The sequence below is a fragment of the Comamonas thiooxydans genome (assembly GCF_002157685.2).
Taxonomy (GTDB): Bacteria; Pseudomonadota; Gammaproteobacteria; order Burkholderiales; family Burkholderiaceae_C; genus Comamonas; species Comamonas testosteroni_H.
Genome location: NZ_AP026738.1, coordinates 1,459,258 through 1,484,026, shown reverse-complemented (window position 1 = coordinate 1,484,026; position 24,769 = coordinate 1,459,258). Strand labels below are relative to the sequence as shown.

22 protein-coding genes are annotated in these 24,769 nt (G+C 61.7%); 5 read left to right on the top strand and 17 right to left on the bottom strand.

What is annotated here, in order from left to right:
* Window positions 1-76 precede the first annotated feature (76 nt).
* From CTR2_RS06745 to CTR2_RS06665, 17 genes are all read right to left on the bottom strand, one after another.
* Window positions 77-952 (bottom strand): SDR family oxidoreductase, encoded by an 876-nt coding sequence (locus CTR2_RS06745; RefSeq protein ID WP_087086019.1) that lies wholly within the window; start codon window positions 950-952, stop codon window positions 77-79.
* 59 nt (window positions 953-1,011) lie between these two features.
* Window positions 1,012-2,601 carry an amidase gene (locus CTR2_RS06740; protein ID WP_087086020.1) on the bottom strand — a complete coding sequence of 530 codons (1,590 nt, stop codon included), beginning with the start codon at window positions 2,599-2,601 and terminating at the stop codon, window positions 1,012-1,014.
* On the bottom strand, window positions 2,602-4,167 hold the full coding sequence (locus CTR2_RS06735) for an amidase (protein ID WP_087086021.1): 1,566 nt from the start codon (window positions 4,165-4,167) through the stop codon (window positions 2,602-2,604).
* A gap of 95 nt (window positions 4,168-4,262) precedes the next feature.
* Window positions 4,263-5,417 carry an acetyl-CoA C-acetyltransferase gene (locus CTR2_RS06730; RefSeq protein ID WP_087086022.1) on the bottom strand — a complete coding sequence of 385 codons (1,155 nt, stop codon included), beginning with the start codon at window positions 5,415-5,417 and terminating at the stop codon, window positions 4,263-4,265.
* A complete protein-coding gene (locus tag CTR2_RS06725; protein ID WP_087086023.1) occupies window positions 5,414-6,553 on the bottom strand; it encodes an acyl-CoA dehydrogenase family protein in 1,140 nt (379 codons plus the stop codon). Before CTR2_RS06725 ends, CTR2_RS06730 begins: the two co-directional genes overlap by 4 nt.
* 17 nt (window positions 6,554-6,570) lie before the next feature.
* Window positions 6,571-7,725, bottom strand: coding sequence for an acyl-CoA dehydrogenase family protein (locus CTR2_RS06720; RefSeq protein WP_087086024.1), 1,155 nt, complete (start codon window positions 7,723-7,725; stop codon window positions 6,571-6,573).
* A 28-nt stretch (window positions 7,726-7,753) separates the two neighbouring features.
* Window positions 7,754-8,512 carry an enoyl-CoA hydratase family protein gene (locus CTR2_RS06715; RefSeq protein ID WP_087086025.1) on the bottom strand — a complete coding sequence of 253 codons (759 nt, stop codon included), beginning with the start codon at window positions 8,510-8,512 and terminating at the stop codon, window positions 7,754-7,756.
* A 22-nt stretch (window positions 8,513-8,534) separates the two neighbouring features.
* Window positions 8,535-9,623 (bottom strand): NAD(P)H-dependent flavin oxidoreductase, encoded by a 1,089-nt coding sequence (locus CTR2_RS06710; protein ID WP_087086026.1) that lies wholly within the window; start codon window positions 9,621-9,623, stop codon window positions 8,535-8,537.
* Entirely contained in the window at window positions 9,620-10,522 is a 903-nt protein-coding gene (locus CTR2_RS06705) for an enoyl-CoA hydratase (protein ID WP_087086027.1), read from the bottom strand. The genes CTR2_RS06710 and CTR2_RS06705 overlap by 4 nt, the downstream gene beginning before the upstream one ends.
* Before the next feature lies 1 nt (window position 10,523).
* Complete coding sequence (locus CTR2_RS06700) at window positions 10,524-11,294, bottom strand: CoA-transferase subunit beta (protein ID WP_087086028.1); 771 nt, start codon at window positions 11,292-11,294, stop codon at window positions 10,524-10,526.
* A gap of 12 nt (window positions 11,295-11,306) precedes the next feature.
* On the bottom strand, window positions 11,307-12,185 hold the full coding sequence (locus tag CTR2_RS06695; RefSeq protein WP_003078407.1) for a CoA transferase subunit A: 879 nt from the start codon (window positions 12,183-12,185) through the stop codon (window positions 11,307-11,309).
* Between the two features lie 16 nt (window positions 12,186-12,201).
* A complete protein-coding gene (locus CTR2_RS06690; protein WP_176391782.1) occupies window positions 12,202-13,104 on the bottom strand; it encodes a VOC family protein in 903 nt (300 codons plus the stop codon).
* Window positions 13,105-13,398: 294 nt separating this feature from the next.
* Window positions 13,399-14,481 carry an alkene reductase gene (locus tag CTR2_RS06685; RefSeq protein WP_087086030.1) on the bottom strand — a complete coding sequence of 361 codons (1,083 nt, stop codon included), beginning with the start codon at window positions 14,479-14,481 and terminating at the stop codon, window positions 13,399-13,401.
* A gap of 9 nt (window positions 14,482-14,490) precedes the next feature.
* Window positions 14,491-15,138 carry a nuclear transport factor 2 family protein gene (locus tag CTR2_RS06680; RefSeq protein ID WP_087086031.1) on the bottom strand — a complete coding sequence of 216 codons (648 nt, stop codon included), beginning with the start codon at window positions 15,136-15,138 and terminating at the stop codon, window positions 14,491-14,493.
* A gap of 16 nt (window positions 15,139-15,154) precedes the next feature.
* Window positions 15,155-15,922, bottom strand: coding sequence for an SDR family NAD(P)-dependent oxidoreductase (locus CTR2_RS06675; protein ID WP_087086032.1), 768 nt, complete (start codon window positions 15,920-15,922; stop codon window positions 15,155-15,157).
* Window positions 15,923-15,933: 11 nt separating this feature from the next.
* Complete coding sequence (locus tag CTR2_RS06670; protein WP_087086033.1) at window positions 15,934-16,665, bottom strand: SDR family NAD(P)-dependent oxidoreductase; 732 nt, start codon at window positions 16,663-16,665, stop codon at window positions 15,934-15,936.
* A gap of 234 nt (window positions 16,666-16,899) precedes the next feature.
* Window positions 16,900-18,387: a short-chain fatty acyl-CoA regulator family protein gene (locus CTR2_RS06665; protein WP_087086034.1), complete on the bottom strand. Its 1,488-nt coding sequence runs from the start codon at window positions 18,385-18,387 to the stop codon at window positions 16,900-16,902.
* A 171-nt stretch (window positions 18,388-18,558) separates the two neighbouring features.
* On the opposite strand from CTR2_RS06665, the gene prpC reads away from it, so the two are divergent.
* The 5 genes from prpC to prpF are packed head-to-tail and all read left to right on the top strand — an operon-like array spanning window position 18,559 to window position 24,767.
* Window positions 18,559-19,764, top strand: a complete 1,206-nt coding sequence (gene prpC, locus CTR2_RS06660) for a bifunctional 2-methylcitrate synthase/citrate synthase (RefSeq protein ID WP_238707700.1) — start codon at window positions 18,559-18,561, stop codon at window positions 19,762-19,764.
* A gap of 28 nt (window positions 19,765-19,792) precedes the next feature.
* The gene (locus CTR2_RS06655; protein WP_254913525.1) at window positions 19,793-20,281 is read left to right on the top strand and encodes a GntR family transcriptional regulator; all 489 of its coding nucleotides are present in this window, start codon (window positions 19,793-19,795) and stop codon (window positions 20,279-20,281) included.
* A 25-nt stretch (window positions 20,282-20,306) separates the two neighbouring features.
* Entirely contained in the window at window positions 20,307-22,934 is a 2,628-nt protein-coding gene (gene acnD, locus CTR2_RS06650) for a Fe/S-dependent 2-methylisocitrate dehydratase AcnD (RefSeq protein WP_087086036.1), read from the top strand.
* 9 nt (window positions 22,935-22,943) lie between these two features.
* Entirely contained in the window at window positions 22,944-23,519 is a 576-nt protein-coding gene (locus CTR2_RS06645; RefSeq protein WP_087086037.1) for a 2'-5' RNA ligase family protein, read from the top strand.
* Window positions 23,520-23,573: 54 nt separating this feature from the next.
* A complete protein-coding gene (gene prpF, locus CTR2_RS06640) occupies window positions 23,574-24,767 on the top strand; it encodes a 2-methylaconitate cis-trans isomerase PrpF (RefSeq protein ID WP_087086038.1) in 1,194 nt (397 codons plus the stop codon).
* Window positions 24,768-24,769 lie beyond the last annotated feature (2 nt).

The following is a 24,769-nucleotide window of genomic DNA, read 5'->3' as shown; positions in this document are numbered from 1 at the left end:
AATCCATGATGGCTCGCGTCCTGAGTTCTTCATCGAATGGGAAGGCCGGGCCCCATGCCCCGGCTGTTTCTTCTGCTTAGGTCCCGTAGACCTTCTGAGGGGCCTTGCCCTCGGCGATCAGTTGATCGACCACACCTGACAGCTCGGCAGGCTCCCAGCGCGCCTGCTTGTCATTGATCTTGCCGGTGAACCAGCCGTCGGCCACGGACAGCTCGCCGCCCTTGGCTTCAAAGCAGCGGCCCGTCACATGCCTGGACTGGGTGCTGCCCAGCCAGACGACGATGGAGGCCACGTTCATGGGGTCCCAGACGTCGAAGCCGGATTCGGGCTTCCTGACCATATCGGGCATGGCGCCTTCGGTCATGGAAGTGCGCGCAGCAGGTGCCAGACAGTTGGCGGTGATGCCGTAGCGCGCCAACTCCGCAGCCTGCACCAGTGTCAGACCGGCGATGCCGGCCTTGGCTGCGGCATAGTTGCTCTGGCCTATGGAGCCTTGCAGGCCCGCGCCCGAGCTGGTGTTGATGATGCGCGCATCCACGTCCTTACCGGCCTTCTTCTGATCGCGCCAGTAGCCGCCAAACACCTTGGCCATGCAGAAATGTCCGCGCAGATGCACGCGCATGACCATATCCCAGTCCTCTTCGGACAGGCTCAGGAACATGCGGTCGCGCAGCACGCCCGCGTTGTTGACGATGACCTGCACATCGCCAAAGGCGGCCAGTGCCGCATCGAGAATCGATTGCGCACCAGCCACAGTGGTGATGTCACCCGTGTTGGCCAGCGCCTTGCCGCCTGCGGCCTTGACTTCTTCGGCCACGGCCTGGGCGGCTTCGGCACGAATGTCGTTGATCACCACATTTGCACCTTCTTGCGCGAAGGCCAGCGCATAAGCACGGCCCAGGCCACCGCCTGCACCGGTGATGACGACGGTTCTCTGGTTGCAAATACCCATTTCTTTCCCCTTTTGCTTGCTGTGCAGAGCAGGCCCGCAGCCTGTCTGCGCTCTTGAAATCACGCTTTGAAAACCGACAGATCAGGCTGACGATGTGCCCAGGGAACAGCTTGTTCCAGCTGCGCGGCCAGCGCCAACAGGCGCCCTTCGCGGCCGAACGGGGCAGCGAAGTGCGCGCCCACAGGCAAGTTGTCCCTGGTCCAGTGCATGGGCACAGACATTGCGGGCTGGCCTGTCATATTGAAAAGCGCGGTATAGGGCGAAGCCTTGACGGCTTCGCGCGCGAATGAGTCATAAGGCTGGTCAAGCGTCAGCACGCCCAACAGCGGCGGCGGCACCGCCATCACCGGGGTCAGAATCAGGTCGTACTTGAGAAAGAATCGGTCCAGGATCTGCCCCGCCGTATCGAAGTTGGTACGCGCCATCAGCATCTGCTCGGCGGTATAGGACTTGGCCTTTTCCAGATACAGCCAGTCCATCTGCTCTACCTCGTCCTGACGCACGGCGCGACCCAGCAGCTTTTCGCGGGCACGGATGCTGGCCATCATGCCCACGGACGTCACCACGCCCAGGCCCGAGAACACCTCAGCCACAGGCAACTCCGGCATGTCCTCCACGATTTCATGCCCCAGCGCCAGGCAGGCCTTGATGGCCTTGTCCACCGCAGCCTGACAGTCCGCATGCACGGGAATGCCAAAGTAGTTCCTGGACCAGACGGCGATCCTGAGCTTCTTGGGCGCCTGCTTGAGGGCGTCCAGATAGCTGCCCTCCACGTCGCGCGGCGGCACGGTGCGCGAGCCTGGCTCGCGCCCCTGCGTCAGATCGAGCAGGTGAGCGCTGTCGCGCACGCTGCGGCTGATGACATGGTTCATGGACAAGCCCATCCAGCCTTCCATATTGGCCGGACCGGCGGGCAGACGGCCGCGGCTGGGCTTGAGGCCAAACAGGCCGCAGTGCGAAGCGGGAATGCGAATGGAGCCACCTCCATCGCTGGCATGGGCCACGGGCACAATGCCTGCGGCAACCACCGATGCCGCACCACCCGAGGAGCCGCCCGTCGTGTGGGCTGCATTCCAGGGGTTGGGCGACTTGCCATAGAGCAAGGACTCGGTCGTGGGCGTCTGGCCGAACTCGGGCGATGCCGTCTTGCCAAAGATATTGAGACCGGCCGCCTTGTAGCGTGCCACTAGGGTGCTGTCGTACTCTGCCACGGCCCCCTTGAAAAAGCGGCAGCCGTTGGTTGTGACCGTTCCCTTCAGATACTGGTTCAGATCCTTGAGCAGGAAGGGCACTCCCCACATGGGCGCCCTGGCCGTGGCTTCGGCACGTGCAGCGCTGCCCAGAGCCGACATCTGCCTGGCCTGATCGCGTGCCAGGTCGTAGTCCTTGATGACCACTGCATTGAGCTTGGGCAAGGCCTGCGTGCGTGCAATCGCCGCTTCCAGCGCTTCCAGCGGCGTGATATCGCCGCGGCGGATCTGTTCTGCCCAGGCGTAGCCATCCACTGCCATCGCCTCATTTTTCTTCTGTGCGGCCATTGCCGGCACGGCTGTTGCTGCGGCCACGGCACCTGCGCCCTGAATAAAGCCACGACGATCCACACCTTGATTCACTGATTCCATGCTCCCCTCCTTCTTGTTGCTGGACATTCAAGCCTTGAGTGCGGACAGGTCCGGCACGCGATGTGCCCATGGCAGGGCTTGCTCCAGCTGCGCCGCCAGGCGCAGCAAGCGGCCTTCGCCACCAAACGGTGCGACAAAGTGGGAACCCACAGGGAGGTGGTCTGCCGTCCAGTGCAGCGGCACGGACATGGCCGGATGACCGCTGATGTTGAACAGCGAGGTAAAGGCGGAGGAGTTCATGGCCTCGGCGGCATAGCTTTCATAAGGCTGATCGAGTCGCAGCGTGCCCAGTTTCTGTGCAGGCACCACGGTGGTCGGCGTCAGAATCAGGTCGTACCTGGACAGGAATGCATCGATCAATTGCCCCGCCTTGTCGAAGCCTGCACGGCCACGGTACAGATCCAGCGCCGATGCCTTCTTCGCGGCCTGCAACGCAGCCCAGTTCAGCGGCTCCATCTCGTCTTCGCGCACCGCGCGGCCCAGCTGCTTCTCACGGTATTCAATGGCACTGAGCAGACCTGCAGACATGCCTGCACCCATGCCACCAAATATTTCGTTCACCGGCAGCTCTGGCATGGCCTCTTCAACAAAATGCCCCAGGGCCTCGCAGGCCTTGGCCGCTTTGTCCACGGCCTCCAGGCATTCGGCATGCACGGGAATCCCGAAATAGTTCTTGCGCCAGACGGCAATACGCAGCTTGCGCTCGGGCTGGTGCATCGCTTCAAGGTAGCCCCGAGAAACATCAGAGGGAGGTCGCACTCGCGAGCCGAACTCGGGCCCGGCACTCAAGTCCAGCAGCAAGGCAGAGTCGCGCACGCTGCGGCTGATGACGTGGTTCACCGACAAACCTGTTGCACCATCCAGCGCTCCTGGCCCTGCAGGCACACGCCCACGACTGGGCTTGAGTCCGAACAGGCCGCAATGTGCGGCCGGTATGCGGATGGAGCCGCCACCATCGCTGGCATGGCCCACGGGCAGAATGCCGGCCGCCACCACAGCGGCAGTCCCACCGGAAGAACCGCCCGTGGTATGCCCAGTGTTCCAGGGGTTGGGCGTGACGCCGTAAAGCTTTGACTCTGTGGTAGTCGTCATGCCGAACTCGGGAGATGCCGTCTTGCCAAAGATGTTGAGACCCGCAGCCTTGTAGCGCATCACCAGCGTGGAGTCCAGCGACGCGACAGCATCCTTGAAGAAGCGGCAACCATTGCTGGTCACGGTTCCTGTCATGCTCAGACCCAGGTCCTTGAGCACAAACGGCAGACCCCACAGCGGAGCTTTGTCAGTCGCCTGTTTGCGTGCATCGCGGCCCATGGCCGAGAGCTTCTTGGCATGCTCGCGGGCCAGTTCGTAGTCTTTGATGACCACGGCATTGAGCCTGGGCAAGGCTTCAACGCGCGCAATGGCGGCATCAAGAGCCTCCAGCGGCGTGACATCGCCTTTGCGCATCTGCACTGCCATGGTGATGGCATCGGCCTGTGCAACGGCCCTGGTGCCGACTTGCGCTTGCGCTGCTGGCAGACCCAGCGCTGCCGCCGTGGCAGTTGCCCCGGCCAGGAATGCTCTGCGATCTGAATCCGTCGCTTTGTCTTGCATGTCTTTGTCTCCGTTGATTTTTTTGGACGACCTGCTAAACCGCTAACACCTGAACTCCAAGGCATGCAGGCACTGCAGTGCCTGCATGAGCGCCATCAGAGACGTTCGATGATGGTGACGTTGGCCTGACCACCACCTTCGCACATGGTCTGCAGCCCGTAGCGACCGCCCGTGCGCTCCAGCTCGTGCAGCAGCGTGGTCATGAGCTTTGCGCCCGAGGCTCCCAGTGGATGACCGAGCGCAATCGCGCCGCCGTTGACGTTGGTCCTGCCATGGTCGTAGCCAGTCTCCTTGAGCCAGGCCATGACCACGGAAGCGAAGGCCTCGTTGATCTCGACCAGGTCGATGTCGGACATGGTCATGCCCGCCTTCTTGAGCGCATATTCCGTGGCTGGAATCGGCGCGGTCAGGTGCCAGATGGGGTCATCGGCGCGCACGCTCATATGGTGAATGCGGGCGCGGGGCTTGAGGTTGTAGCGCTTGAGAGCGGCTTCGGACACCACCAGCACCGCAGCCGCTGCATCGCAGGTGGAGCTGGAGACGGCTGCCGTGATGGAGGGGTAGGCGGGGTCCACCGGCTCCAGCGTGGCCATCTTCTCTAGAGTGGAAAGGCGAGCCGTCTCGTCCATCCTGAAAGTGCCAAAGGGGACGATTTCACGGTCGAAGCGCCCCTCGGCAATCGCATTCAACGCGCGGTCGTGGCTTTCCTTGGCAAACACTTCCATATCGGCACGACTCACACCCCAGTGGTCGGCAATACGCTGGGCGGCATAGAACTGGTTCACGGGCGCGTTGCCGAAGCGGGCCTGCCAGCCTTTGCTCTCGGCAAACGGCGTGCTAAAGCCCAGGGGCTGACCGGCGAGCATGGCCGAGGAAATGGGAATCGCGGTCATGGTCTGCACGCCACCGGCCAGCACCACGTCCTGCGTGCCACTCATCACGGCCTGGGCCGCAAAATGGACGGCTTGCTGGGACGAGCCGCACTGGCGGTCGATCGTGGTGCCGGGAACATTCATGGGCATGCCGGCTGCCAGCCAGGACGTGCGGGCAATGTCGCCGGCCAGAGAACCGATGGTGTCCACGCAGCCAAAGATCACGTCGTCGTAATCGGCTGCGGGAATGTCGTTGCGCTCGACCAGCGCTTTGATCACATGGGCGCCGAGGTCGGCACCGTGCACGGCGGCAAGAGAGCCCTTGCGCTTTCCGGTAGGAGAGCGCAGCGCATCAACGATATAGGCCTGGGCGCTCATGCAGCCACCTCTTCAGCAACGTTCTTAATAGCATCTTGCGCAGAGCAGGAGGCACATGAATCGATTTCTCGATCAAAAGTCGATCCGGGGCCCACCGGGGCATTGGGACTGCGCAGCAGGCCCTGAGTCAGGCGGGCGGCGTGGTATGCCTTGTCGCCCCAGGCAGCGTCCAGCACCCAGGCGCGCTTCATGAACATCTGCAGATCGACTTCCCAGGTGTAGCCCATGGCGCCATGCACCTGCAGACTGTTGCGTGCCGCAAACCAGCTCGCTTCGCTGCACTGGAGCTTGGCGTGCGAGATACGCACGGCCAGATCGGGTTCACCGTGCTGCAGCGCATAGAAGGCACGGTAGAGCACGGGTTTGGCAAACTCGATCTTGGTGACGATGTCCGACAGGTGGTGCTGCACGGCCTGAAAGCTGCCGATGACCTTGTCGAACTGCTTGCGCTGTGCCACATAGTCCACCGAGAGATCCAGCATGCGCTGAGCCAGGCCCAGCATCTGGGCAGCTGCAGCGAGTGCACCGCGCTCGCCGGCCGTGTCCCAGACCTTCTGGCCCTGAGTGCCATCGAGCAAACGGGTGGCATCGGATGCCGTCCAGCGTACCCGTGACAGACGACGCGAAGAGTCGATACTGCTCAGCGCCGTGATCTCGCACTGTGCAGGCCTGACCAGGTGCAGCTCCAGTCCGGTGGCAGTGGCATGGGGCAGCAACAGCACATCGGCCAATGCCGCGTCCGCCACATTGAGGTTGACGGGATGGCCCACGGCCACGCGGCAGCTGCCTGCGGCAATCCTGGACAGCCAGACACGGCTCTCATGTCCTTGCGGCAATGCACACAGCATGCCCACGGCCACATAGGCTGTGTCGGTCAGGGAATCGGGCAGAGCGTAATAGCCCACCTCCTGCAGCAGCAGTGCCCAGTCCACATCGGCCATGCCCATGCCGCCATCGGCTTCGGGAGCGGACAGGCCCATCAAGCCTTGTTCTGCAATCTTGGCCCACAGCTCGGGGCTGCGACCGGTCGGGGTTTCCCAGATGTCGCGCAGCAGCTCGGGGGCTGCTTCGGTCATCAGAAAGCGGCTGATCGAGTCACGGAATGCGATTTGATCTTCGGTAAAGGTGAAGTCCATGGTTGTCTCCCTGCCGATCAGGATTTGGGCAGACCCAGCATGCGCTGAGCGATGATGTTGCGCTGGATCTCGTTGCTGCCCGCGTAGATGGGACCGGCCTGCGAGAACAGGAAACCTTCCAGCCATTCGTTGGCCTCGGCGTCATCGATGAGCTCGGCACGCGCGCCCAGAATGCGCATCGCGGTTTCGTGAATCATGATGTCCAGCTCGGACCAGACAATCTTGTTGGTGCTGGCTTCGGCGCCAATCTGTGCGCCCTTGTTCAGGCGACCCACCGTGTGATAGGAAGACAGCGTGTATGCCTCCGCCCCCTGCCAGGCACGCAGCACGGCATCGCGGATGGAGTGATCGCGGTCGGCATCGACCTGATTGCGCAGATACAGGTCCACCAGCTTCTGCGCACTGCGCTGATAGCGGGCGGGAGAGCGCAGCAGCAGGCCGCGCTCAAAGCCGGCCGTCGCCATCGCCACATGCCAGCCCTTGCCTTCTGCACCCAGCAGGTTCTCCACGGGGACTTCGACATCGTCGAAGAAGATTTCGGCAAAGTGTTCGCGGCCATTGATGGCACGAATGGGACGCACGGTGATGCCGGGCGTATTCAAGGGCACCAGTATGTAGCTCAGACCATGGTGGCGGCTCGACGTCGGGTCGCTGCGGAACAGTCCAAATACCCAGTCGGCAAAGATCGCACGGGTAGACCAGATTTTCTGACCATTCAGGATGAATTTGTCACCCATGCGAATGGCGCGGCTGCTGATGGCTGCCATGTCCGAGCCGGCGTTGGGCTCTGACCAGCCCTGGGCCCACATATCGTCGCAGCGGGCCATACGGGGTAGAAAGCGGGCCTTCTGCTCGGGCGTGCCGAATTCCATCAGCGTGGAGCCCAGCAGCAGAATGCCGTTCTGGTTCACGCGGGATGGCGCATCGGCTGCCCAGTACTCCTCTTCAAAGATCAGCCATTCGGTCAGGTCGCAGCCGCTGCCTCCCAGATCCTTGGGCCAGGTCACGGCGCTGTAGCCGGCGTCGGCCAGCTTGGCCTCCCACTGGCGATGCTGCTCGAACCCCTCTCGGGTGTCATAGCTCTGCAGTCGTTCCGAAGGCACATTGTTCTTGAGCCATTCACGTACCTGGGCACGGAACGCTTTCTGCGCTGGGGTATAGGTCAAATCCATGGTTGTCTCCTCTTCGCGCTAGTGATGCTCAGAATTTGGCGTCGCGCTTTTCCACAAAGGCGCTGCGCGTCTCGGCAGAATCGGGGCTCATATAGGCTTGCAGGGTGAAGCCCTGCTCCCAGCGGTATTTGTCTTCCAGATTGCCGTCTTCGATGCCGGTCAGCGCTTCCTTGGCGATGCGGATCATGGCGGGGCTCTTGGCGGCGATCTTGTTGGCGATCTCCATGGCGACGTCGCGCAGCTGCTCACGGGGAACTACACGCTCGATGGCCCCCAGGCGCAAGGCTTCTGCCGCACCAATCATCTCGCCCGTAAAGAACAGGTAGCGGGTCTTTTGCACGCCGAACATGCGCTGCAGATGGGCCGCACCGCCCATGGCTCCGCGGTCCACTTCGGGCAGGCCGAAGGTAGCGTCTTCTGCGGCGATCACAATGTCCGATGCACCGCAGATGCCGATGCCGCCGCCCAGCACAAAGCCGTGCACGGCGGTGATGACGGGTACCTTGTTCAGATGCACGGCCTTGAACGTGGCGTAGTTGCCTGCGTTGACGTCAAGAATGAGCTTGTCGTTCTCGGCCAGTTCCTTGATGTCCACACCGGCACAGAAGCCCCGGTTCTCGGCACGGATGACGATCACGCGCACCTCGGGCCTGTCGCCAAGCGCCTGGATTTCCCGGGCCAGGCCATTCCAGCCGGCTGCATTCAAGGCATTCACGGGAGCACGGTCTATCACCAGCTCCGCCACGCCGTTGTCATGAATATTGGAATGAAATTGTTGAGTGGACATATCCGGTCTCGTTGGCTTGTTGTTATGCGGGAGTCAATGCGTTCAATGCGTTGCGACGGTCCATGGCCTGGCGGACAATGCCGCCTATCACTTCCTCGCAGCTGTCGAGCCGGCCAATCAGCGCGGCCACCTGGCCGGCAGACATCACGCCCTCTGCGGGATTGCCATCGACCATGGAGCGCTGCAGCAACATGGGGGCATTGGCAGCCATCACGGTCTGGGCGACGGAAGACGAGTCTTCGCGCATGGCCTTCATGAAGATGCTCAAGGCCTGGCCCGTGGTCATGCCGGTCTCGGCCTTCCACTGCAATGCCAGCCCCAGGGCGATGCGCAAGCGCTTCATGGGGCTGGCTTTTTCGAGCATGGCCAGGTATTCGTTGGGAATCATGCGCTGGGGCATGCCATCGACCAGGTGCGAGATGGAGATCTTTTCCGCATCCCTTGCAGCCAGATAGCGCTGCAGCGTGGCGGCTGGCACCTTGGAATCACTGGTCATCAAGAACCGCGTGCCCATGGCAATACCCGATGCGCCATAGGCCAGAGCAGCCAGCAGGCCACGGCCGTCATAAAAGCCGCCTGCGGCAATCACGGGCACCTCGACCGCATCCACTACCTGAGGCAGCAGCACCGTGGTGGGAACGCTGCCGGTATGGCCTCCCCCTTCACCGCCCTGCACAGTAATGGCATTGGCGCCCATCTCGATCGCCTTCTGAGCATGCTTCAGGGCTCCCACTGTGGGCATGCAGACGATGCCGGCATCACGCAGACGGCCTATCACCTTCTTGTCCGGACCACGGCCGTAGCTCACCGCACGCAGGCGGTACTTCACGGCCAGATCCAGCAGTTGCTGGGCATTGGGCTGAAACATGTGAAAGTTCAGCCCGAAAGGTTGATCGTCGGTCTCGCGCTTGACACGCAGAATTTCGGCTTCGATCCTGTCCGCGGGAATGGTGGCGCCGGCCAGAAAGCCGAAGCCGCCGGCGTTGGTGGTACCTACCACCAGATCAGCGCCCGCCACATAGCCCATGGCCGTCTGGATGACGGGGTAGCGGCACCCCAGCAGGTCGCAGATAGGAGTGCGCAGACTGCCCATATCGTTCATATTGCTCATGCCTTTGACTCTTCTTTATTGGCCTTTGCCATGGACCTGGCATCCTGGCCGCCCAGTTGCCCCATGCCCATCGCCTGACTGTGCGCGTGAGCAAAGTGGTGGTAGCCAAAAGCCATTTCCATGGTGGAACGCAGGCCCTGCAGCTCTTCAGCCTTGTTGACGACCATCTTGGTCAGCGCCAGGCCCAGACGCGGCTGTGCCGCCATGCGCTGGGCCATGGCATAGACCTGGTCCTGCAGTTCGGCACGCGGCACCACGCTGTTGACCATGCCCATCTGATAGGCGCGCTCTGCCGGCATGCGTTCGCCCAACAGCAGGAACTCCTTGGCAATACGCGGATGCAGCTCGTGGGCGTGGGCGAAGTACTCCACACCGGGGATGCCCATGCGCACCACGGGATCCTGGAAAAACGCATCGTCGCTGGCCACGATCAGATCGCAGACCCAGGCCAACATCAGACCGCCCGCCACGCATGCCCCCTGCACCATGGCAATCATGGGTTTGGGGATCTCGCGCCAGCGCCGGCACATGCCCAGGTAGACCTCTTGCTCGCGGGCAAACAGCTGCTCGCCCCCAGGCTTGTTGGTGTGATCCCACCACAGATGGGCACGGTCAAAGGACTTGTTGATGTCTCGGCCAGGCGTGCCGATATCGTGACCCGCACTGAAGTGCTTGCCTTCGCCACGCAGCACGATGACCTTGACGCTGTCGTCGTCGGTTGCCTTGCGGAATGCAGCATCCAGCGCATAGGTCATCTGCGAGTTCTGCACGTTATTGAACGTGGGCCGATTCATGGTGACCGTGGCAATGCCGTTGTCCACGCTGTAGAGAACGGGCTCGTCCGTTTCATAGACGGCTTTGTCCTCGCGTGTCACAAATTCGCTGGATGCATCACCCATATCAGACTCCCATGGCCGTAGCGCGCAGATTGTGCGGATCGAGCTGAGCCAGCAAGGCCAGTTGCTCGGGCGTGGGATCAGGTGTCACACCCACGTTCTCGGGAACATGGATCGGAAAGCCCGTGGCCTCCTTGACCTGCACCGCTGTCACGCCGGGATGCAGCGACACCAGGCGCACTTGATGGCTGGGTCCGCCAAAGTCCATCACACACAGATTGGTGAAGATGAAGCGAATGTCGGTGGTCTCCTCCAGCGTCCAGCCCTTGGCCAGGCGCGCAGGGTTGTAGCCCACGCTGCCCACGGCATCGACCTCGCCCGACACAAAAACCTTGGTGCTGTGGTTGGGCACAAAGAAGGAGTTGGCGTGGTTGATCGAATTGCCGGGGAAGCCGCGCACGCCCAGCATCATCGACTTGGGACGGGCGTAGTCGCTGCCCACCATGGAGATATTGCCCTGACCGAAGCGGTCCACCTGCACGGGACCCACCATGGCGTGGCGCTTGCCTCCCCAGACGTTGTCGAAGATGCGCGAAAAACCCATCCAGCTTTCACGCTTGATCTTGTATTCACCTCGTGGACCTACGGGCACGGGTTCATTGACCACCCAGGCCTCGGAGTCCGTCATGATCAGATCGGTGTTGATGGAACGCATGCACAACGAAGCCGCCAGACGTGGCACCAGGCCAATGCCGGTGGCCAACACTTCGCCATCGTTTTCCCAGGCACGTGCCGCGGCGCAGATGACGCGATCTACCAATGCAATTTCACTCATCTCTGTGCCTCCTCAGAACACGGGCAAGGGCAGGCGCTTGATTGCTTCCATGCCACCCACTTTTTCCAGATATTCCTGCTCCGTGCACTGCACGTATTTCTGCTGGTAGCTGCTCCAGCCCCCCTCCTCCTTGCTGCTGGCCGCGTATTCCTTGAAGTGCTTGACATCAAAGCCATACAGAGGAGCACAGGACGATGGGTGGGCACCGCCGGGCAGATGCACGACACCCGTGGTTTCAGAGCGCTCCCAGAACACCAGGCGCGCGGCTTGCTCCGACTCGAAGCTGCTGGACTCGACCAGTTCGTCGCAGCTCACAAACGTATTGGTTGCGGCTCGGGCAAACAGGTCGTCCATATAGATATCGGGACCTGCAATCTGGCAGACACCGCGAGAGTCCGCGCGATCCACGTGCAGCAGGGCTACATCCAGATTGATGGCGGGCATCGCCACCCACTCCTTGCCGTCGTAGGGCGATTCGATAAGGCGGATGGAGCTGTTGTGCTTGAGCACATCGGTGCCCAGACCGACTCGGGTGGGAATGTAGGGAATACGCATGCCGGCAGCCTTCAGGCCCAGCACCATATGACCTTCGTCAATTTCCATGACCTCGATCTCACCACTCTGGCGGGCCTTGCGAAAGTACGGCTCCAGCGGGATGAAGTCCAGCGACACAAAGGCGAAGATCAACTTCTTGACCTTGCCGGCCGCACACAGCATGCCCACATCGGCACCGCCATAGGCCACCACGGTCAGATCCTTGACGGGGCTGCGCAGCAGCTCGCGCACCAGGGCCATGGGCTTGCGCCGGGGCCCCCAGCCACCAATTCCGATCGTCATGCCGTCCTTGATGGATGCCACAACGTCCTTCGCTGTCATCAATTTATTGGCCATGTCTCCAAGCCTCCTATCAGTTGTTTTCAGGGCGGCCCACGCTGAAGTCGTGCCCCCAGAGGCTTACGGTCGTGAACTCGTGCGTGATGTGGTGTTCCCAGTCGATGACAGCGCCGCCATAGCCGAACTCCAGATCGAAGTTGGAGGGCGTCTTCATGTAGAACGAGATCATCTTGTCGTTGGTGTGCTGACCCAGAGTGGCAGAGAGCTTGACCTGGCTCTTTTGCATGCGGTCCATGGCACGGCCCACTTCGGGCATGTTGTCCACCTCCACCATCACGTGCACGCAGCCCGATGCGGAAGGGAACTCGGCCAGGGCCAGGCTGTGGTGACGGCCGTTGGCGCAGTGGAAGAAATGGATTCGTACCGTGGGGCCGGCATCGCCTGCGGGCTTGAAGTTGTAGATGTCCGAAAGACCAAAGCCCAGCACATTGCGCACAAAGGCCACGGTCTTGTCAAAGTCGGGAGCGGGCAGCACGGTGTGTCCCAGACCATAGTCGCCGGTGATGAAGCGCGACACCCCCTGGGGCGATGCGAAATGACTGAAGTCGGACTTGAAGCCCCAGACGATCTCATGACGGTTTCCGGACGGATCCATCACGATGGCCAACTCCTGCACATGGCGCTTGGCACACAACTCGGAGCTGCCCATTTCGTAGTGCACATCAGCGGCCTGCAGCACCTTGAGCGCCTGCTCGAAGGCTTGCTTGTTGGCCACTTCCCAACCGGATGCGGAGTATCTGTCATTGCTGCCAGGCTGAACCTGGAAGCGGAACTGACGCTCATCCATCTTGATCAGCAGATCGCCATCGGCAGTGGTGCTTGGCATCATGCCAAGCACATCACGTGCGTAGCTGACCCAGCGATCCAAATCAGAGCTCTCGGCAACAACGTACGCTAGTCCACGTATTTCCATCATGATGTCGGGGCCTCCAACCCAAATCCTTTAGTGATGCTGAGGATTCTGAAGAGGAGAGCCTTTGCAAACATCGTCCATTGAGACTAACGATTTAGCGCTTCATCACCCAAATTTAATAGCATCCATACAAGAATCAGCATGCTGTTCAGCGGAATAGACTAGATTGCTTTCAGCCCTTTGAAACAGGCCGATCCGACACCCTTGCGACAGCCGTGAAAACCCGCAGTGCAAAAAAAAAGGCCGCACCCCCAGGCGGGAATGCGGCCAACACGATGAACTCAGTTTCTTGATTGATCAGACGATCTGCACTTCTTCTGCAGACGCATAGTCGTTGTAGCCCCTGGCACCGGGGGTGTAGAGCGTGTTGCGGTCAAACCTGGCCAGAGGCAGACCCTGACGCATACGCTGCACCAGATCGGGGTTGGCGATGAAATGCCGCGCAAAAGATACTGCCTTGCCCTCGCCTGCCTGCAACGCGGCTTCGGCGCTTTGCGCATCAAAGCCATCGTTGAGAATCAGGTTCTCGCCAAAGTTCTCACGCGCCAGCTTGAAGGCGTCGATTGAAGGATCGAACACCGCACGCATCACATGCAGATAGGCAATCCCCAGCTTGGCGGCCTGACGCATCAGTTCGGCATGGGTTGCAGCGGAGTTTTCATCCGCAGTGTCATTGAAGGTGTTGCCGGGGTTCAGGCGCAGCCCCACGCGATCGATGCCGATGGCCTCCCCCATGGAGCCCAGGCATTCCACGGCGAAACGTGAGCGACTGCTGGCGTTGCCACCATATTCATCGGTACGCCGATTGGTGCTGGAGTGCAGGAACTGCAGACTCAGATAGCCGCTGGTGCCATGCAGCTCGACGCCATCAAAGCCCGCATCCATGGCGCGCCGAGCAGCCGCAGCATGCTCGGCAATGGCCTTGCGCACCTCTTCCGTCGTCAATGCCTGGGGCAGGTCGAAATCCTGCATGCCTGCAGCATCGGTCCAGATCTTGCCCTGAGCCTGAATGGCGGACGCCGATACGGAACGCACACCAGCGGGTTTGATATGACTGCTGCCGATACGACCGGAGTGCATGATCTGCAGCACGATGGATCCGCCACGCGCATGCACGGCGTCCGTCACACGGCGCCAGCCGCGCACATGAGCGGCAGTTTCGATGCCGGGCTGACGACAGTAGGCTTGACCCGCGACCTCGGGCCAGGCCCCTTCAGCCACGATCAGGCCGGCATCAGCGCGCTGGCCATAGTGCTCGGCCATGATGTCGGTGGGCGTGCCATCGGCATCGGCGCGGTTGCGCGTCATGGGGGCCATGACCACGCGGTTTTGCAGAGCAATCTTGCCCAGCTGGGTGGGCGTGAAAAGCGTTTGACTCATGCCGGCTCCTTAGCGCACACGCATGCGCGGCGCGGGTGTGCCACGGCGCATGCTTTTGAGGAACTGCTCCAGCGGCGCGGGCGCGGCCACTTGCGGCAACTCATCCTTGTCGGGGCGCTGGGCCCAGAATTCCTTCCAGCTCGGGAACAGGTCGTGGAAAGCGCCATGGTAGGGCTCACGACCTGGCCAGCGCATCTTCATGTCGCCAATCGGTGGCTTGTTCAGGTCGGTGGCATACCAGTAACAGGGCAGACGGCGACGGAAATACCACTGGCCGTCAATGCGCTCGTAGTCGTCCCAGTACAACATCTGCATGATGACCCACTCGGCACCGCACTCATGCTCGTTCTTGGAGTAGACCACGCCGGTGGCGTGATCCCGATCCACAAACTCGATGATGTGCTGGCCCAGATGGTGCGAGGTTCCCGTGAACTGGTCACGCAGCGTGCTGTCCTGCCAGGCCATGAAATGCGCCCGCCCCACTTTTTCCTTGCCCACCTTGATATCGGGAGCGAACAGGTTCACATGGGCGTCCATGTCACGCATGTCCAGCGACAGGGAATACTTGCCTGCCAGCTGACGAATAGCATCCAGCGACTCCAGCCTGTCGATACGCTCTTCCAGCTTTTGTGGCCACTGATTCACAGGTTCACTCATCTCTTCAGCCTCTTTCTTACAGCGCCGTCACCAGCACCGCGGAACGGCCGCCATCCACGGGCAGAGCGGCACCTGTCACATAGCTGGCTTCGTCGCTGGCCAGGAACAGCACAGCATTGGCCAGCTCGCCAGACTGACCCACGCGCCCCATGGGAATGAGTTTTTCGGTGTTCTTGCGCGACGCCTCATCGGCCAGCATGCCTGCCGTGGCAGGCGTTTCCACCACCGCCGGGATCACCACGTTCACGCGGATGCCTGCTGCCGCACCTTCGGCAGCCGCTGCACGCGAAAAGTTGATGATGGCCGCCTTGGCTGCCGAGTAACCGGACATAAAAGGTGTACCCAGCGTGCCGCAGATGGAGCTGATATTGACGATGGAGCCGCCCTTGGCCCCCATCAGTTTCAGCGCAGTGCGCGTTCCCCAGAAAGTGCCGTCCACCGAGGTGGAAAAATTGGCATGCCAGTCGGCCGTGGTCATGGCATCGATGCCGCCCCAGGTGTAGGCCATGGCGTTGTTGACCAGAATGTCCAGGCTGCCATGCTTTTTGGCAGTCTGCTCCAGCGCTCCGACAAACTGGGCTTCGTTGCCCACGTCAGCCACGATGGCCTCGGCACTGCCGCCTGCCGCCTTGATCCTGGCCACGACTTCGTCGAGAGGCTGTTTGCGGCGGCCACAGATCACAACGGTTGCCCCCTCCTGCGCGAAACGCTCAGCCGTTGCGGCACCGATACCGGAGCCACCACCGGTCACAAATGCAATCTTTCCTTCCAGACGCTTGCTCATCTTCTCTCTCCTTAGAGGAAGGCGCTGCCGCCGTTGACTGCCACGTTCTGACCCGTCACAAAGCCGCTGTCGTCGCTGGCCAGGAACACGGCCACCTTGGCGATGTCATCGGGCTCAGCCATGCGGCCCATGGGCACGCCGGCGATGATGGCATCGGCCCATTCCTGAGGAATACCCTGCATCATGGGCGTGTTGGTGGGGCCGGGAACCAGTGTGTTTACACGGATCTTCTTGGACGCCAGCTCCTTGGCCATGCCACGGGTCAAACCCATCAGGGCGGCCTTGGAAGCGCAGTAGTGCGCCGGACCGTCACCGCTGACAGCCGAGGTGCTGGAGATATTGACGATGGCACCGCCCTTGCCTTCCTGCATCTGCTTGACGGCGGCACGGGCGCAGTAGAAAGCGCCGTTCAGGTTCACGCCAATCACGCGCTCCCAGGTAGCGTCGGGAATATCGGCAAACTGGTCCACCGAGCCTACGCCTGCGTTGTTCACCAGCACGTCGACGGTGCCCAGCTTTTCGCGGATTTCGACAAACAGCGCATCGACCGCTGCGCTGTCGGCCACGTTGGAGGATCGGGCCAGATGCTTGCCAGACTTGCCTTCCAGGGTCTGCCTGGCTGCTTCTTCATTCAAGTCCACGGCCACCACAGTGGCTCCCTCATCGGCAAAACGCTGTGCAATCGCTCGCCCCATGCCCTGGCCCGCCCCTGTGACCACGGCAACTTTTCCTGCTAAACGCATTCTTGTCTCCTTGTTGATGTGCAATCAAAACTTGGAGACAGCGTAAAAAGAAATCGCCTTCAGCCCATCGTCCAAGAAGACTAAGCGAATTTGCGCGAATAACTATTAAAGCGATAGCAACCGCCGCAATACGGAATTTTGTTCCACTGCATTTTCACGCCTGTTAATCAGTTGGTGACAGCAATCCCGAGTCAGATGCCTCGTCTCCAACTTCGGCGCACATGGCAGCAGCAACTAACCGCCATAGGGGACAAACCCGCTCTCGTTCTCATTGACTTTGAGCGGTTTGGCCACGTACGGGAATGCACGTTGCGGGCAAGCACTGCGCTCGCATACCTTGCAGCCCATGCCGATAGGTGTGGCCGCTCCTATATTGCGCAAATCCATGCCTTGGGAGTACACCAGCCGTGCCGCGTGCTGCAAGTCGCAGCCAAGGCCGATGGAGAAAGTCTTGCCTGGAGCCCCCCAGCCCTGACCAGCATGGCTGATGGTGCGAGCAATCCACAGGTAGACGCGCCCGTCCGGCATGCTGGCGAGTTGGGGCACGATGCGACCGGGCTGGGTAAAAGCCTCGTACACCACCCACAACGGGCAGGTGCCGCCTGTCTTGGAGAAATGAAAATGCGTGGCCGACTGGCGCTTGCTGATATTGCCGGCTCGGTCCACTCGGATAAAGAAAAACGGCACCCCCGGCGCATCGCCTCGCTGCAAGGTGGAGAGACGATGGCAGACGGTCTCGAAGCCCACACCGAAGTGCCTTGCCAGCAAGTCTATGTCGTAGCGAAGGCCTTCGGCCTCACGCAAAAACACTCCATATGGCAACACGAATGCCCCGGCTACATAGTTGGCCAGCCCCATGCGTGCCAGCCGGCGCGTGGCCTCGTCCTGCCAGGACACGCTTTGCAGCGCCCTTTCAATCAGTGAATCAAACTCCAGCAGTGCCAGTTGCGTAGCCAGCTGAAATGCCTGCTGCATGGGGCTCAGTTGCGGTGCCACATACAAGGTGCGCGTGAGAGCATCGTAGCGCCTATGGCTGCCCGCTTTCTCTGCGGTCCCGACATGAGCTCGCAGAACCAATACCCCATGTCGTGCCTGCAACCGGTACTGCAGCCAATCATGCAGATGACCGCCCTGCTCCTCGGCCTGTCGAGCCAGAGCTTCGGCCGCTCTATCGAGCCCGTCGAAGTAATTGCGGTGGGCAAAAAAGAAATCACGCACGGCCTCGAACGGCATCTGGCGCAAGGGCTCAGACAGCAGGCCTGTCATTGCACCATTCCCAGCGACATCTCTGTGAACTGAGGTGTCGGCATCCGGCCCGGCGCGGCCATCACCCAGATGGGCGGTCAAGGCCTCCAGCCGCTCGGCGTCCGCCAAGTGACGCTGGTGCATGGCCAGCAGCATCTGTGCCAGCTGCGGCAGCTTGGCTGCGACCTCACGCAGCTCGGGCAGTGGCACTGCACCTTCTGGCTGAGGCATGGCGGCGACTGCATCGCGCAACTGCGCCAGCAGGCGAGCCTCCTCATCCTCGGAGAACTGCTGGATATCGACGCCCAGAACCCTGTGAATCTTGAGCAGCACGGCCACCGTGAGCGGGCGCTGATCCTGCTCGATCTGGTTCAGATAGCTCGGCGACAACTCCAGCGCTTGGGCCAGTGCAGCCTGCGTAAGACCACGCTCGGCACGCAGGCTGCGCAGGCGTACGCCCATGAAGGTCTTGGCCATTGGATTGCTCCCCGTTTGTCGATCTCAAAAATTCGCAACATTTGCAAAAGCATGCATTCAGCTTCGCAAGCATTCGCCAATTCAGCTCTGTACTCATAAAAAGCAAATGCGTAGATTGCGAAGTATCGCAGACCCAACCGCGTCCGAGTCCACAACTTCAAGGAGACACCCATGAGCACCGCAGCCACGGCATCGGCCACCACAACCAGCGCCAGCCATCAGATTCCGGCAAGCCACACAGCCGGTTTCAAAGCCAAGAAGTCGGTCGCCCTCTCGGGCGTCACGGCAGGCAATACCGCGCTTTGCACCGTGGGCAAGACCGGCAACGATTTGCACTACCGGGGCTACGACATTCTGGACATTGCCGAGGTCTGTGAATTCGAGGAGATCGCCCATCTGCTGGTACATGGCAAGCTGCCCACACAGGCCGAACTCAAGGCCTACAAGGCCAAGCTCAAGGCTTTGCGCGGCCTGCCCGGCAGCGTGAAGACTGCGCTGGAACAGTTGCCCGCAGCCAGCCATCCCATGGACGTGATGCGCACCGGTGTCTCCGCTCTTGGCTGCGCGTTGCCGGAGAAAGACGACCACAATCTTCCTGGCGCGCGCGATATCGCCGACCGCCTGATGGCCTGCCTGGGCAGCATGCTGCTTTACTGGTTCCACTTCAGCAACTCGGGCCGCCGCATCGAGGTCGAAACCGGGGACGACTCCATCGGCGGTCACTTTCTGCATCTGCTGCATGGCACAAGGCCTTGCGAGAGCTGGGTGCGCGCCATGCATACCTCCCTCAATCTGTATGCCGAGCATGAGTTCAATGCCTCGACCTTTACCGCCCGCGTGGTGGCCGGAACAGGCAGCGATATGTACTCGGCCATTACCGGCGCGATCGGCGCACTGCGTGGCCCCAAGCATGGCGGAGCCAACGAAGTGGCGTTCGAGATCCAGAAGCGCTATGACACCCCTGCAGAGGCAGACGCCGACATCCGCCGCCGCGTGGATGCCAAGGAGGTCGTGATCGGCTTCGGCCACCCCGTCTATACCGTGAGCGACCCTCGCAATGTGGTTATCAAAGGCGTGGCCAAAAAGCTCTCGGACGAGGCCGGCAGCAGCAAGATGTACGACATTGCCGCGCGCCTGGAATCGGTGATGTGGGAGGTCAAGAACATGTTCCCCAATCTCGACTGGTTCAGCGCCGTCAGCTATCACATGATGGGCGTGCCCACCGCCATGTTCACGCCGCTGTTCGTGATTGCCCGCACCAGCGGCTGGGCGGCGCACATCATCGAGCAGCGCCAGGACAACAAGATCATCCGTCCCAGCGCCAATTACGTGGGCCCAGATGACCTGCAGTTCGTGCCCATTGAAGCACGCCAGTAAGCCGCCGCGTGCCATGCCTGCCCAGCCCATGCAAGTCCATTCCCTGTGCATTGCCATCGCCGACAAGCTGCGCGAGCGCATTCTGAGCCATCAGTTGCCGCCCGGATCCGACCTCAACGACGGCGCGCTGGCGCGAGAGTTTGGCGTGAGCCGCACCCCTGTTCGCGAGGCCATGAAGCTGCTATGCCATGAAGGTCTGCTGAGCGCACAGCCCCGGCGCGGCATGAGCGTGACCTGCCTGAGTGCCGCCCAGGTCGCCGAGGCCCGCCTGCTGAGCAGCCTGCTGGCTGACCATCTGGCCCAGCAACGCCAGACACAGACCGCCAGCACGCAGCTTTGCGAGCAGTTGCTGCGCGTGTCACAGGCCCGGCTCCAACTGGCACTGGGTACACAGCCCGCCATGCAGCCGACAACCCAAGCGCCGATGCTTGCCCCATTGCCTGCGCCCCTTTCACAATCCCCGCACTGCCACAGTGCCGGCAGCGCAGAAGCCTCACTCTCGGCTCTGGCCTATTGAGACTCCTAAAAGAATCCCCGAGACAATGACCCACCATACCTACCGCAAACCCTTGCCCGGCACTGCGCTGCACTACTTCGATGCCCGGTCCGCTGTGGAAGCCCTACGCCCCGGCAGCTGGACCACACTGCCCTATACCAGCCGCGTCCATGCCGAGAACCTGGTACGGCGCAGCGATCCGGCCCACCTGACCGAGTACCTCACGCAGATCATTGACCGCAAGCGCGAGCGCGACTTTCCCTGGTTCCCGGCCCGCGTGGTCTGTCATGACATCCTGGGCCAGACGGCTCTTGTCGATCTGGCCGGCCTGCGCGATGCGATCGCCAGGCAAGGTGGCGATCCGGCCGCCGTCAATCCCGTGGTGCCCGTGCAGCTGATCGTGGACCACTCGCTGGCCGTGGAGTGCGGTGGCGACGATCCTCAGGCCTTTGAGAAAAACCGCGCCATCGAAGACCGGCGCAATGAAGACCGCTTTCATTTCATCGAGTGGTGCAAACAGGCCTTCAAGAATGTGGAGGTGATTCCACCGGGCAACGGGATCATGCACCAGATCAATCTGGAGCGCATGAGCCCTGTGATCCATGCTATCGATGGTGAAGCATATCCGGATACGCTGGTGGGCACGGACAGCCACACGCCGCATGTCGATGCACTGGGCGTGATCGCCGTGGGCGTGGGCGGGCTGGAGGCCGAGAGCGTGATGCTGGGACGCGCATCATGGATGCGCCTGCCCGAAATCGTTGGCGTGCAGCTGAGCGGCAAGCGGCAGTCGGGAATTACCGCCACCGATATCGTGCTGGCCCTGACCCAATTCCTGCGTCAGCAAAAAGTGGTGGGCAGCTATCTGGAGTTCCATGGCGAAGGCGCACGCAGCCTCTCCATCGGCGACCGCGCCACCATCTCGAACATGGCACCCGAATATGGCGCCACGGCTGCCATGTTTGCGATCGACGAACAGACGATCGACTATCTGCGCCTGACGGGGCGCGAACCCGCGCAGGTGCAACTGGTCGAGAACTACGCTAGACAGGCAGGCCTGTGGGCAGACAGCCTGGAGAATGCCGAGTACGAACGTACGCTGAGCTTTGACCTGTCCAGCGTGGTGCGCAATATGGCCGGCCCTTCCAATCCACACGCCCGCCTGGCAACCAGCGAGCTTGCAGCAAGAGGCATTGCCGGCGAGTGGACGCAAACCGAGGGCCGAATGCCCAATGGGGCCGTGATCATTGCAGCCATCACCAGCTGCACCAATACCAGCAACCCGCGCAATGTGATCGCGGCCGGCCTGCTGGCACGCAATGCGCGCAATCTGGGTCTTACGCGCAAGCCCTGGGTCAAGACCTCGCTGGCCCCCGGCTCCAGGACCGTGCCGCTGTATCTGCAGCAAGCTGGTTTGCTGCATGACCTAGAGGCACTCGGATTTGGCGTGGTGGCCTTTGCCTGCACCACCTGCAACGGCATGAGTGGCGCGCTCGACCCCGCCATTCAGCAGGCAATCGTGGATCGCGACCTCCACACCACAGCCGTGCTTTCGGGCAACCGCAACTTCGATGGTCGCATCCACCCCTATGCCAGGCAAGCCTTCCTCGCCTCGCCCCCGCTGGTCGTGGCCTATGCGATTGCGGGCACCATCCGCTTCGATATCGAGAACGATGTGCTGGGCATCTTTCAGGGCCGAGAAATTCGTCTCCGAGACATCTGGCCCAGCGATGAGGAAATCGACGCCGTGGCCAAGGCTGCCGTCCAACCCGAGCAGTTCCGCGCGGTCTACGAGCCCATGTTTGCCATCCGCTCAGACCAGGGCGAGAAGGTCGAGGCACTGTATGACTGGCGCCCGCAGAGCACGTATATCCGCCGTCCGCCCTACTGGGAGGGGGTGCTGGCCGCTAAGCGCACGCTACGCGGCATGCGCCCTCTGGCCATATTGCCCGACAACATCACCACCGATCACCTCTCGCCCTCCAACGCCATCCTGATGGACTCGGCCGCAGGCGAGTATCTGCACAAAATGGGCCTGCCCGAGGAGGACTTCAACTCCTATGCCACGCATCGCGGCGACCACCTGACCGCACAGCGCGCCACCTTTGCAAACCCCAAGCTCTTCAACGAAATGGTGGTGGATGACCAGGGCAAGGTGCGCCAGGGCTCTCTTGCCCGCGTCGAGCCCGAGGGACTGACCATGCGCATGTGGGAAGCCATAGAGACCTATATGCAGCGCAAGCAGCCGCTGGTCATCATCGCCGGCGCCGACTACGGCCAGGGATCGAGCCGTGACTGGGCCGCCAAGGGCGTGCGCCTGGCCGGTGTGGAGGTCATCGTGGCCGAGGGCTTCGAGCGCATCCACCGCACCAATCTGATCGGCATGGGGGTGTTGCCGCTGGAGTTCCTGCCCGGCACGAGCCGCCACACACTGGGTTTGAATGGCACTGAGAGCTTTGATGTCATCGGCCGGCGTAGCCCCCAGGCCACGCTTACACTTCATATCCACCGAACGACAGGTGCCCGCACCGAAGTGCCGGTGCTGTGTCGCCTCGATACCGCTGAAGAGGTCTCGATTTACGAGGCCGGTGGCGTGCTGCAGCGCTTTGCCCAAGACTTCCTGGCGGACAGTGCCGCAGCCGATTCCACCTCGACGGCTGAACTTGTGAGCTAAGGAGCAGCTATGAGCCAGGCACGCATACTGATTGTCACCCAGCCCAAAAGCCCGGTACGTCATCGCCTGCGTGCCCGGATCAACGCTTTGGGCCTGGATAAGGAACTGGGCGAGCGCCTGTTCTCTCCAGATCACTGGCACCAAACCTGGTGTGGCCCGTTTGACTCCGGGCAAGAGGCACTGCTCGCCTTGCTGGCCGCAGGCAATGCCGTGCAAGAGGCGCAGCTGAAGGCCTTCGAGCTCAACTTCAACCGCGTTCGCGGTGAGGTGGGCGAGCGCATTCACTGGTCTTTGCGCACCCGCGGACGTCCAGAGCCTTTCAACCAGCTGCTGACAACGCTAAAGACCGAGCTGGAATCCCACGGCTTCAAGGATGGCGGCCATAGACCGCATATCACCATCAGCTACAGAGCTCTGCATGCCCTGCCCACTCGGCGTATCGATCCCGTCGACTGGCTGGTCGATGAGATCCAGCTGATCGAGCGAACCGGCACCGGCAAGCAGTTACGCTACCAGGTACTGCATCGCTGGCCATTGGTTTCCGGCCCTCCTCCTCTTCCCCAACAGCTGCGCCTGTTTCACTGATTCAAGATTCACGCCCTGACTTGAGCCTTGAATACCTTGTTTGTTTGCCATTCCATGTCCCTCACTTCGCAAATCCGCATTCCCGCCACCTATATGCGCGGAGGCACCAGCAAAGGTGTGTTCTTCAAGCTTCAGGATCTGCCCGAAGCAGCCCGGCAGCCCGGCCCCGTTCGCGACGCCATCTTTCTGCGCACCCTGGGCAGCCCCGATCCCTATGGCAAACAGATTGACGGCATGGGCAATGCCTCATCCTCCACCAGCAAGGGCGTGATCCTCAGCCAGAGCGCAAGCGCCGATCACGATGTGGACTATCTGTTCGGCCAGGTCTCCATCGACCAGCCTTTTGTGGACTGGAGCGGCAACTGCGGCAACCTGAGCGCTGCCGTCGGCCCCTGCGCCATTCACATGGGGCTGATTCCGGCCGAGCGCATTCCGCACAACGGCGTTGCCATCATTCGCATCTGGCAGGCGAATATCGGCAAGACCATCATCAATCATGTGCAGATCCGCGACGGTCAGGTGCAGGAAACCGGGGACTTCGAACTTGACGGCGTGACCTTTGCCGCTGCCGAAGTGGCCCTGGAGTTCCTGGACCCCGCCGATGAAGGTGAGGACGGCGCAGCCATGTTTCCCACCGGCAATGTCAGCGACGAGCTGGACGTGCCTGGCGTCGGCCGCTTTTGCGCGACCCTCATCAATGCCGGCATTCCGACCATCTTTCTCGATGCCAGAGAGCTGGGCTATACCGGCTGCGAACTGCAGGATGCCATCAACAGCGATGGCCCCGCCCTGGCCAGGTTCGAAGCCGTCCGCGCCCATGGCGCACTCAGGATGGGCCTGATCAAGGAGCTGGGTGAAGCTGCCACACGCCAGCACACGCCCAAGATAGGCTTTGTGGCTCCCGCGCAAAGCTATATCGCCTCAAGCGGCAAAGCCATTGACGCCAAAGATATTGATCTGGTGGTGCGGGCACTGTCCATGGGAAAGCTGCACCACGCCATGATGGGCACGGCCGCCGTCGCCATCGGCACGGCTGCGGCCATACCCGGCACGCTGGTCAATCTGGCGGCGGGCGGCGGCGAGCGCCAGTCCGTACGCTTCGGCCATCCCAGCGGCACCCTGCGTGTGGGGGCCGAAGCCAGGACCGACCAGGGTCAATGGCAGGTCACCAAGGCCTTGATGAGCCGCAGCGCCCGCATTCTGATGGAAGGCTGGGTACGGGTGCCGGGCGAGGTGCTGCAGGCCTGACA

What these genes read in the sequence shown, in the direction of transcription:
- CTR2_RS06715 (WP_087086025.1), bottom strand. Translation starts at nt 8,512, where the DNA reads ATGTCCACTCAACAATTTCATTCCAATATTCATGACAACGGCGTGGCG.
- CTR2_RS06645 (WP_087086037.1), top strand. Translation starts at nt 22,944, where the DNA reads ATGAGCCAGGCACGCATACTGATTGTCACCCAGCCCAAAAGCCCGGTA.
- CTR2_RS06740 (WP_087086020.1), bottom strand. Translation starts at nt 2,601, where the DNA reads ATGTCCAGCAACAAGAAGGAGGGGAGCATGGAATCAGTGAATCAAGGT.
- CTR2_RS06675 (WP_087086032.1), bottom strand. Translation starts at nt 15,922, where the DNA reads ATGAGCAAGCGTCTGGAAGGAAAGATTGCATTTGTGACCGGTGGTGGC.
- CTR2_RS06655 (WP_254913525.1), top strand. Translation starts at nt 19,793, where the DNA reads ATGCAAGTCCATTCCCTGTGCATTGCCATCGCCGACAAGCTGCGCGAG.
- prpF (WP_087086038.1), top strand. Translation starts at nt 23,574, where the DNA reads ATGTCCCTCACTTCGCAAATCCGCATTCCCGCCACCTATATGCGCGGA.
- CTR2_RS06665 (WP_087086034.1), bottom strand. Translation starts at nt 18,387, where the DNA reads ATGGCCAAGACCTTCATGGGCGTACGCCTGCGCAGCCTGCGTGCCGAG.
- CTR2_RS06710 (WP_087086026.1), bottom strand. Translation starts at nt 9,623, where the DNA reads ATGAGCAATATGAACGATATGGGCAGTCTGCGCACTCCTATCTGCGAC.
- CTR2_RS06695 (WP_003078407.1), bottom strand. Translation starts at nt 12,185, where the DNA reads ATGGCCAATAAATTGATGACAGCGAAGGACGTTGTGGCATCCATCAAG.
- CTR2_RS06670 (WP_087086033.1), bottom strand. Translation starts at nt 16,665, where the DNA reads ATGCGTTTAGCAGGAAAAGTTGCCGTGGTCACAGGGGCGGGCCAGGGC.
- CTR2_RS06705 (WP_087086027.1), bottom strand. Translation starts at nt 10,522, where the DNA reads ATGGGTGATGCATCCAGCGAATTTGTGACACGCGAGGACAAAGCCGTC.
- CTR2_RS06680 (WP_087086031.1), bottom strand. Translation starts at nt 15,138, where the DNA reads ATGAGTGAACCTGTGAATCAGTGGCCACAAAAGCTGGAAGAGCGTATC.
- CTR2_RS06730 (WP_087086022.1), bottom strand. Translation starts at nt 5,417, where the DNA reads ATGAGCGCCCAGGCCTATATCGTTGATGCGCTGCGCTCTCCTACCGGA.
- CTR2_RS06720 (WP_087086024.1), bottom strand. Translation starts at nt 7,725, where the DNA reads ATGGATTTGACCTATACCCCAGCGCAGAAAGCGTTCCGTGCCCAGGTA.
- CTR2_RS06745 (WP_087086019.1), bottom strand. Translation starts at nt 952, where the DNA reads ATGGGTATTTGCAACCAGAGAACCGTCGTCATCACCGGTGCAGGCGGT.
- CTR2_RS06735 (WP_087086021.1), bottom strand. Translation starts at nt 4,167, where the DNA reads ATGCAAGACAAAGCGACGGATTCAGATCGCAGAGCATTCCTGGCCGGG.
- CTR2_RS06725 (WP_087086023.1), bottom strand. Translation starts at nt 6,553, where the DNA reads ATGGACTTCACCTTTACCGAAGATCAAATCGCATTCCGTGACTCGATC.
- CTR2_RS06700 (WP_087086028.1), bottom strand. Translation starts at nt 11,294, where the DNA reads ATGAGTGAAATTGCATTGGTAGATCGCGTCATCTGCGCCGCGGCACGT.
- CTR2_RS06690 (WP_176391782.1), bottom strand. Translation starts at nt 13,104, where the DNA reads ATGATGGAAATACGTGGACTAGCGTACGTTGTTGCCGAGAGCTCTGAT.
- CTR2_RS06685 (WP_087086030.1), bottom strand. Translation starts at nt 14,481, where the DNA reads ATGAGTCAAACGCTTTTCACGCCCACCCAGCTGGGCAAGATTGCTCTG.
- acnD (WP_087086036.1), top strand. Translation starts at nt 20,307, where the DNA reads ATGACCCACCATACCTACCGCAAACCCTTGCCCGGCACTGCGCTGCAC.
- prpC (WP_238707700.1), top strand. Translation starts at nt 18,559, where the DNA reads ATGAGCACCGCAGCCACGGCATCGGCCACCACAACCAGCGCCAGCCAT.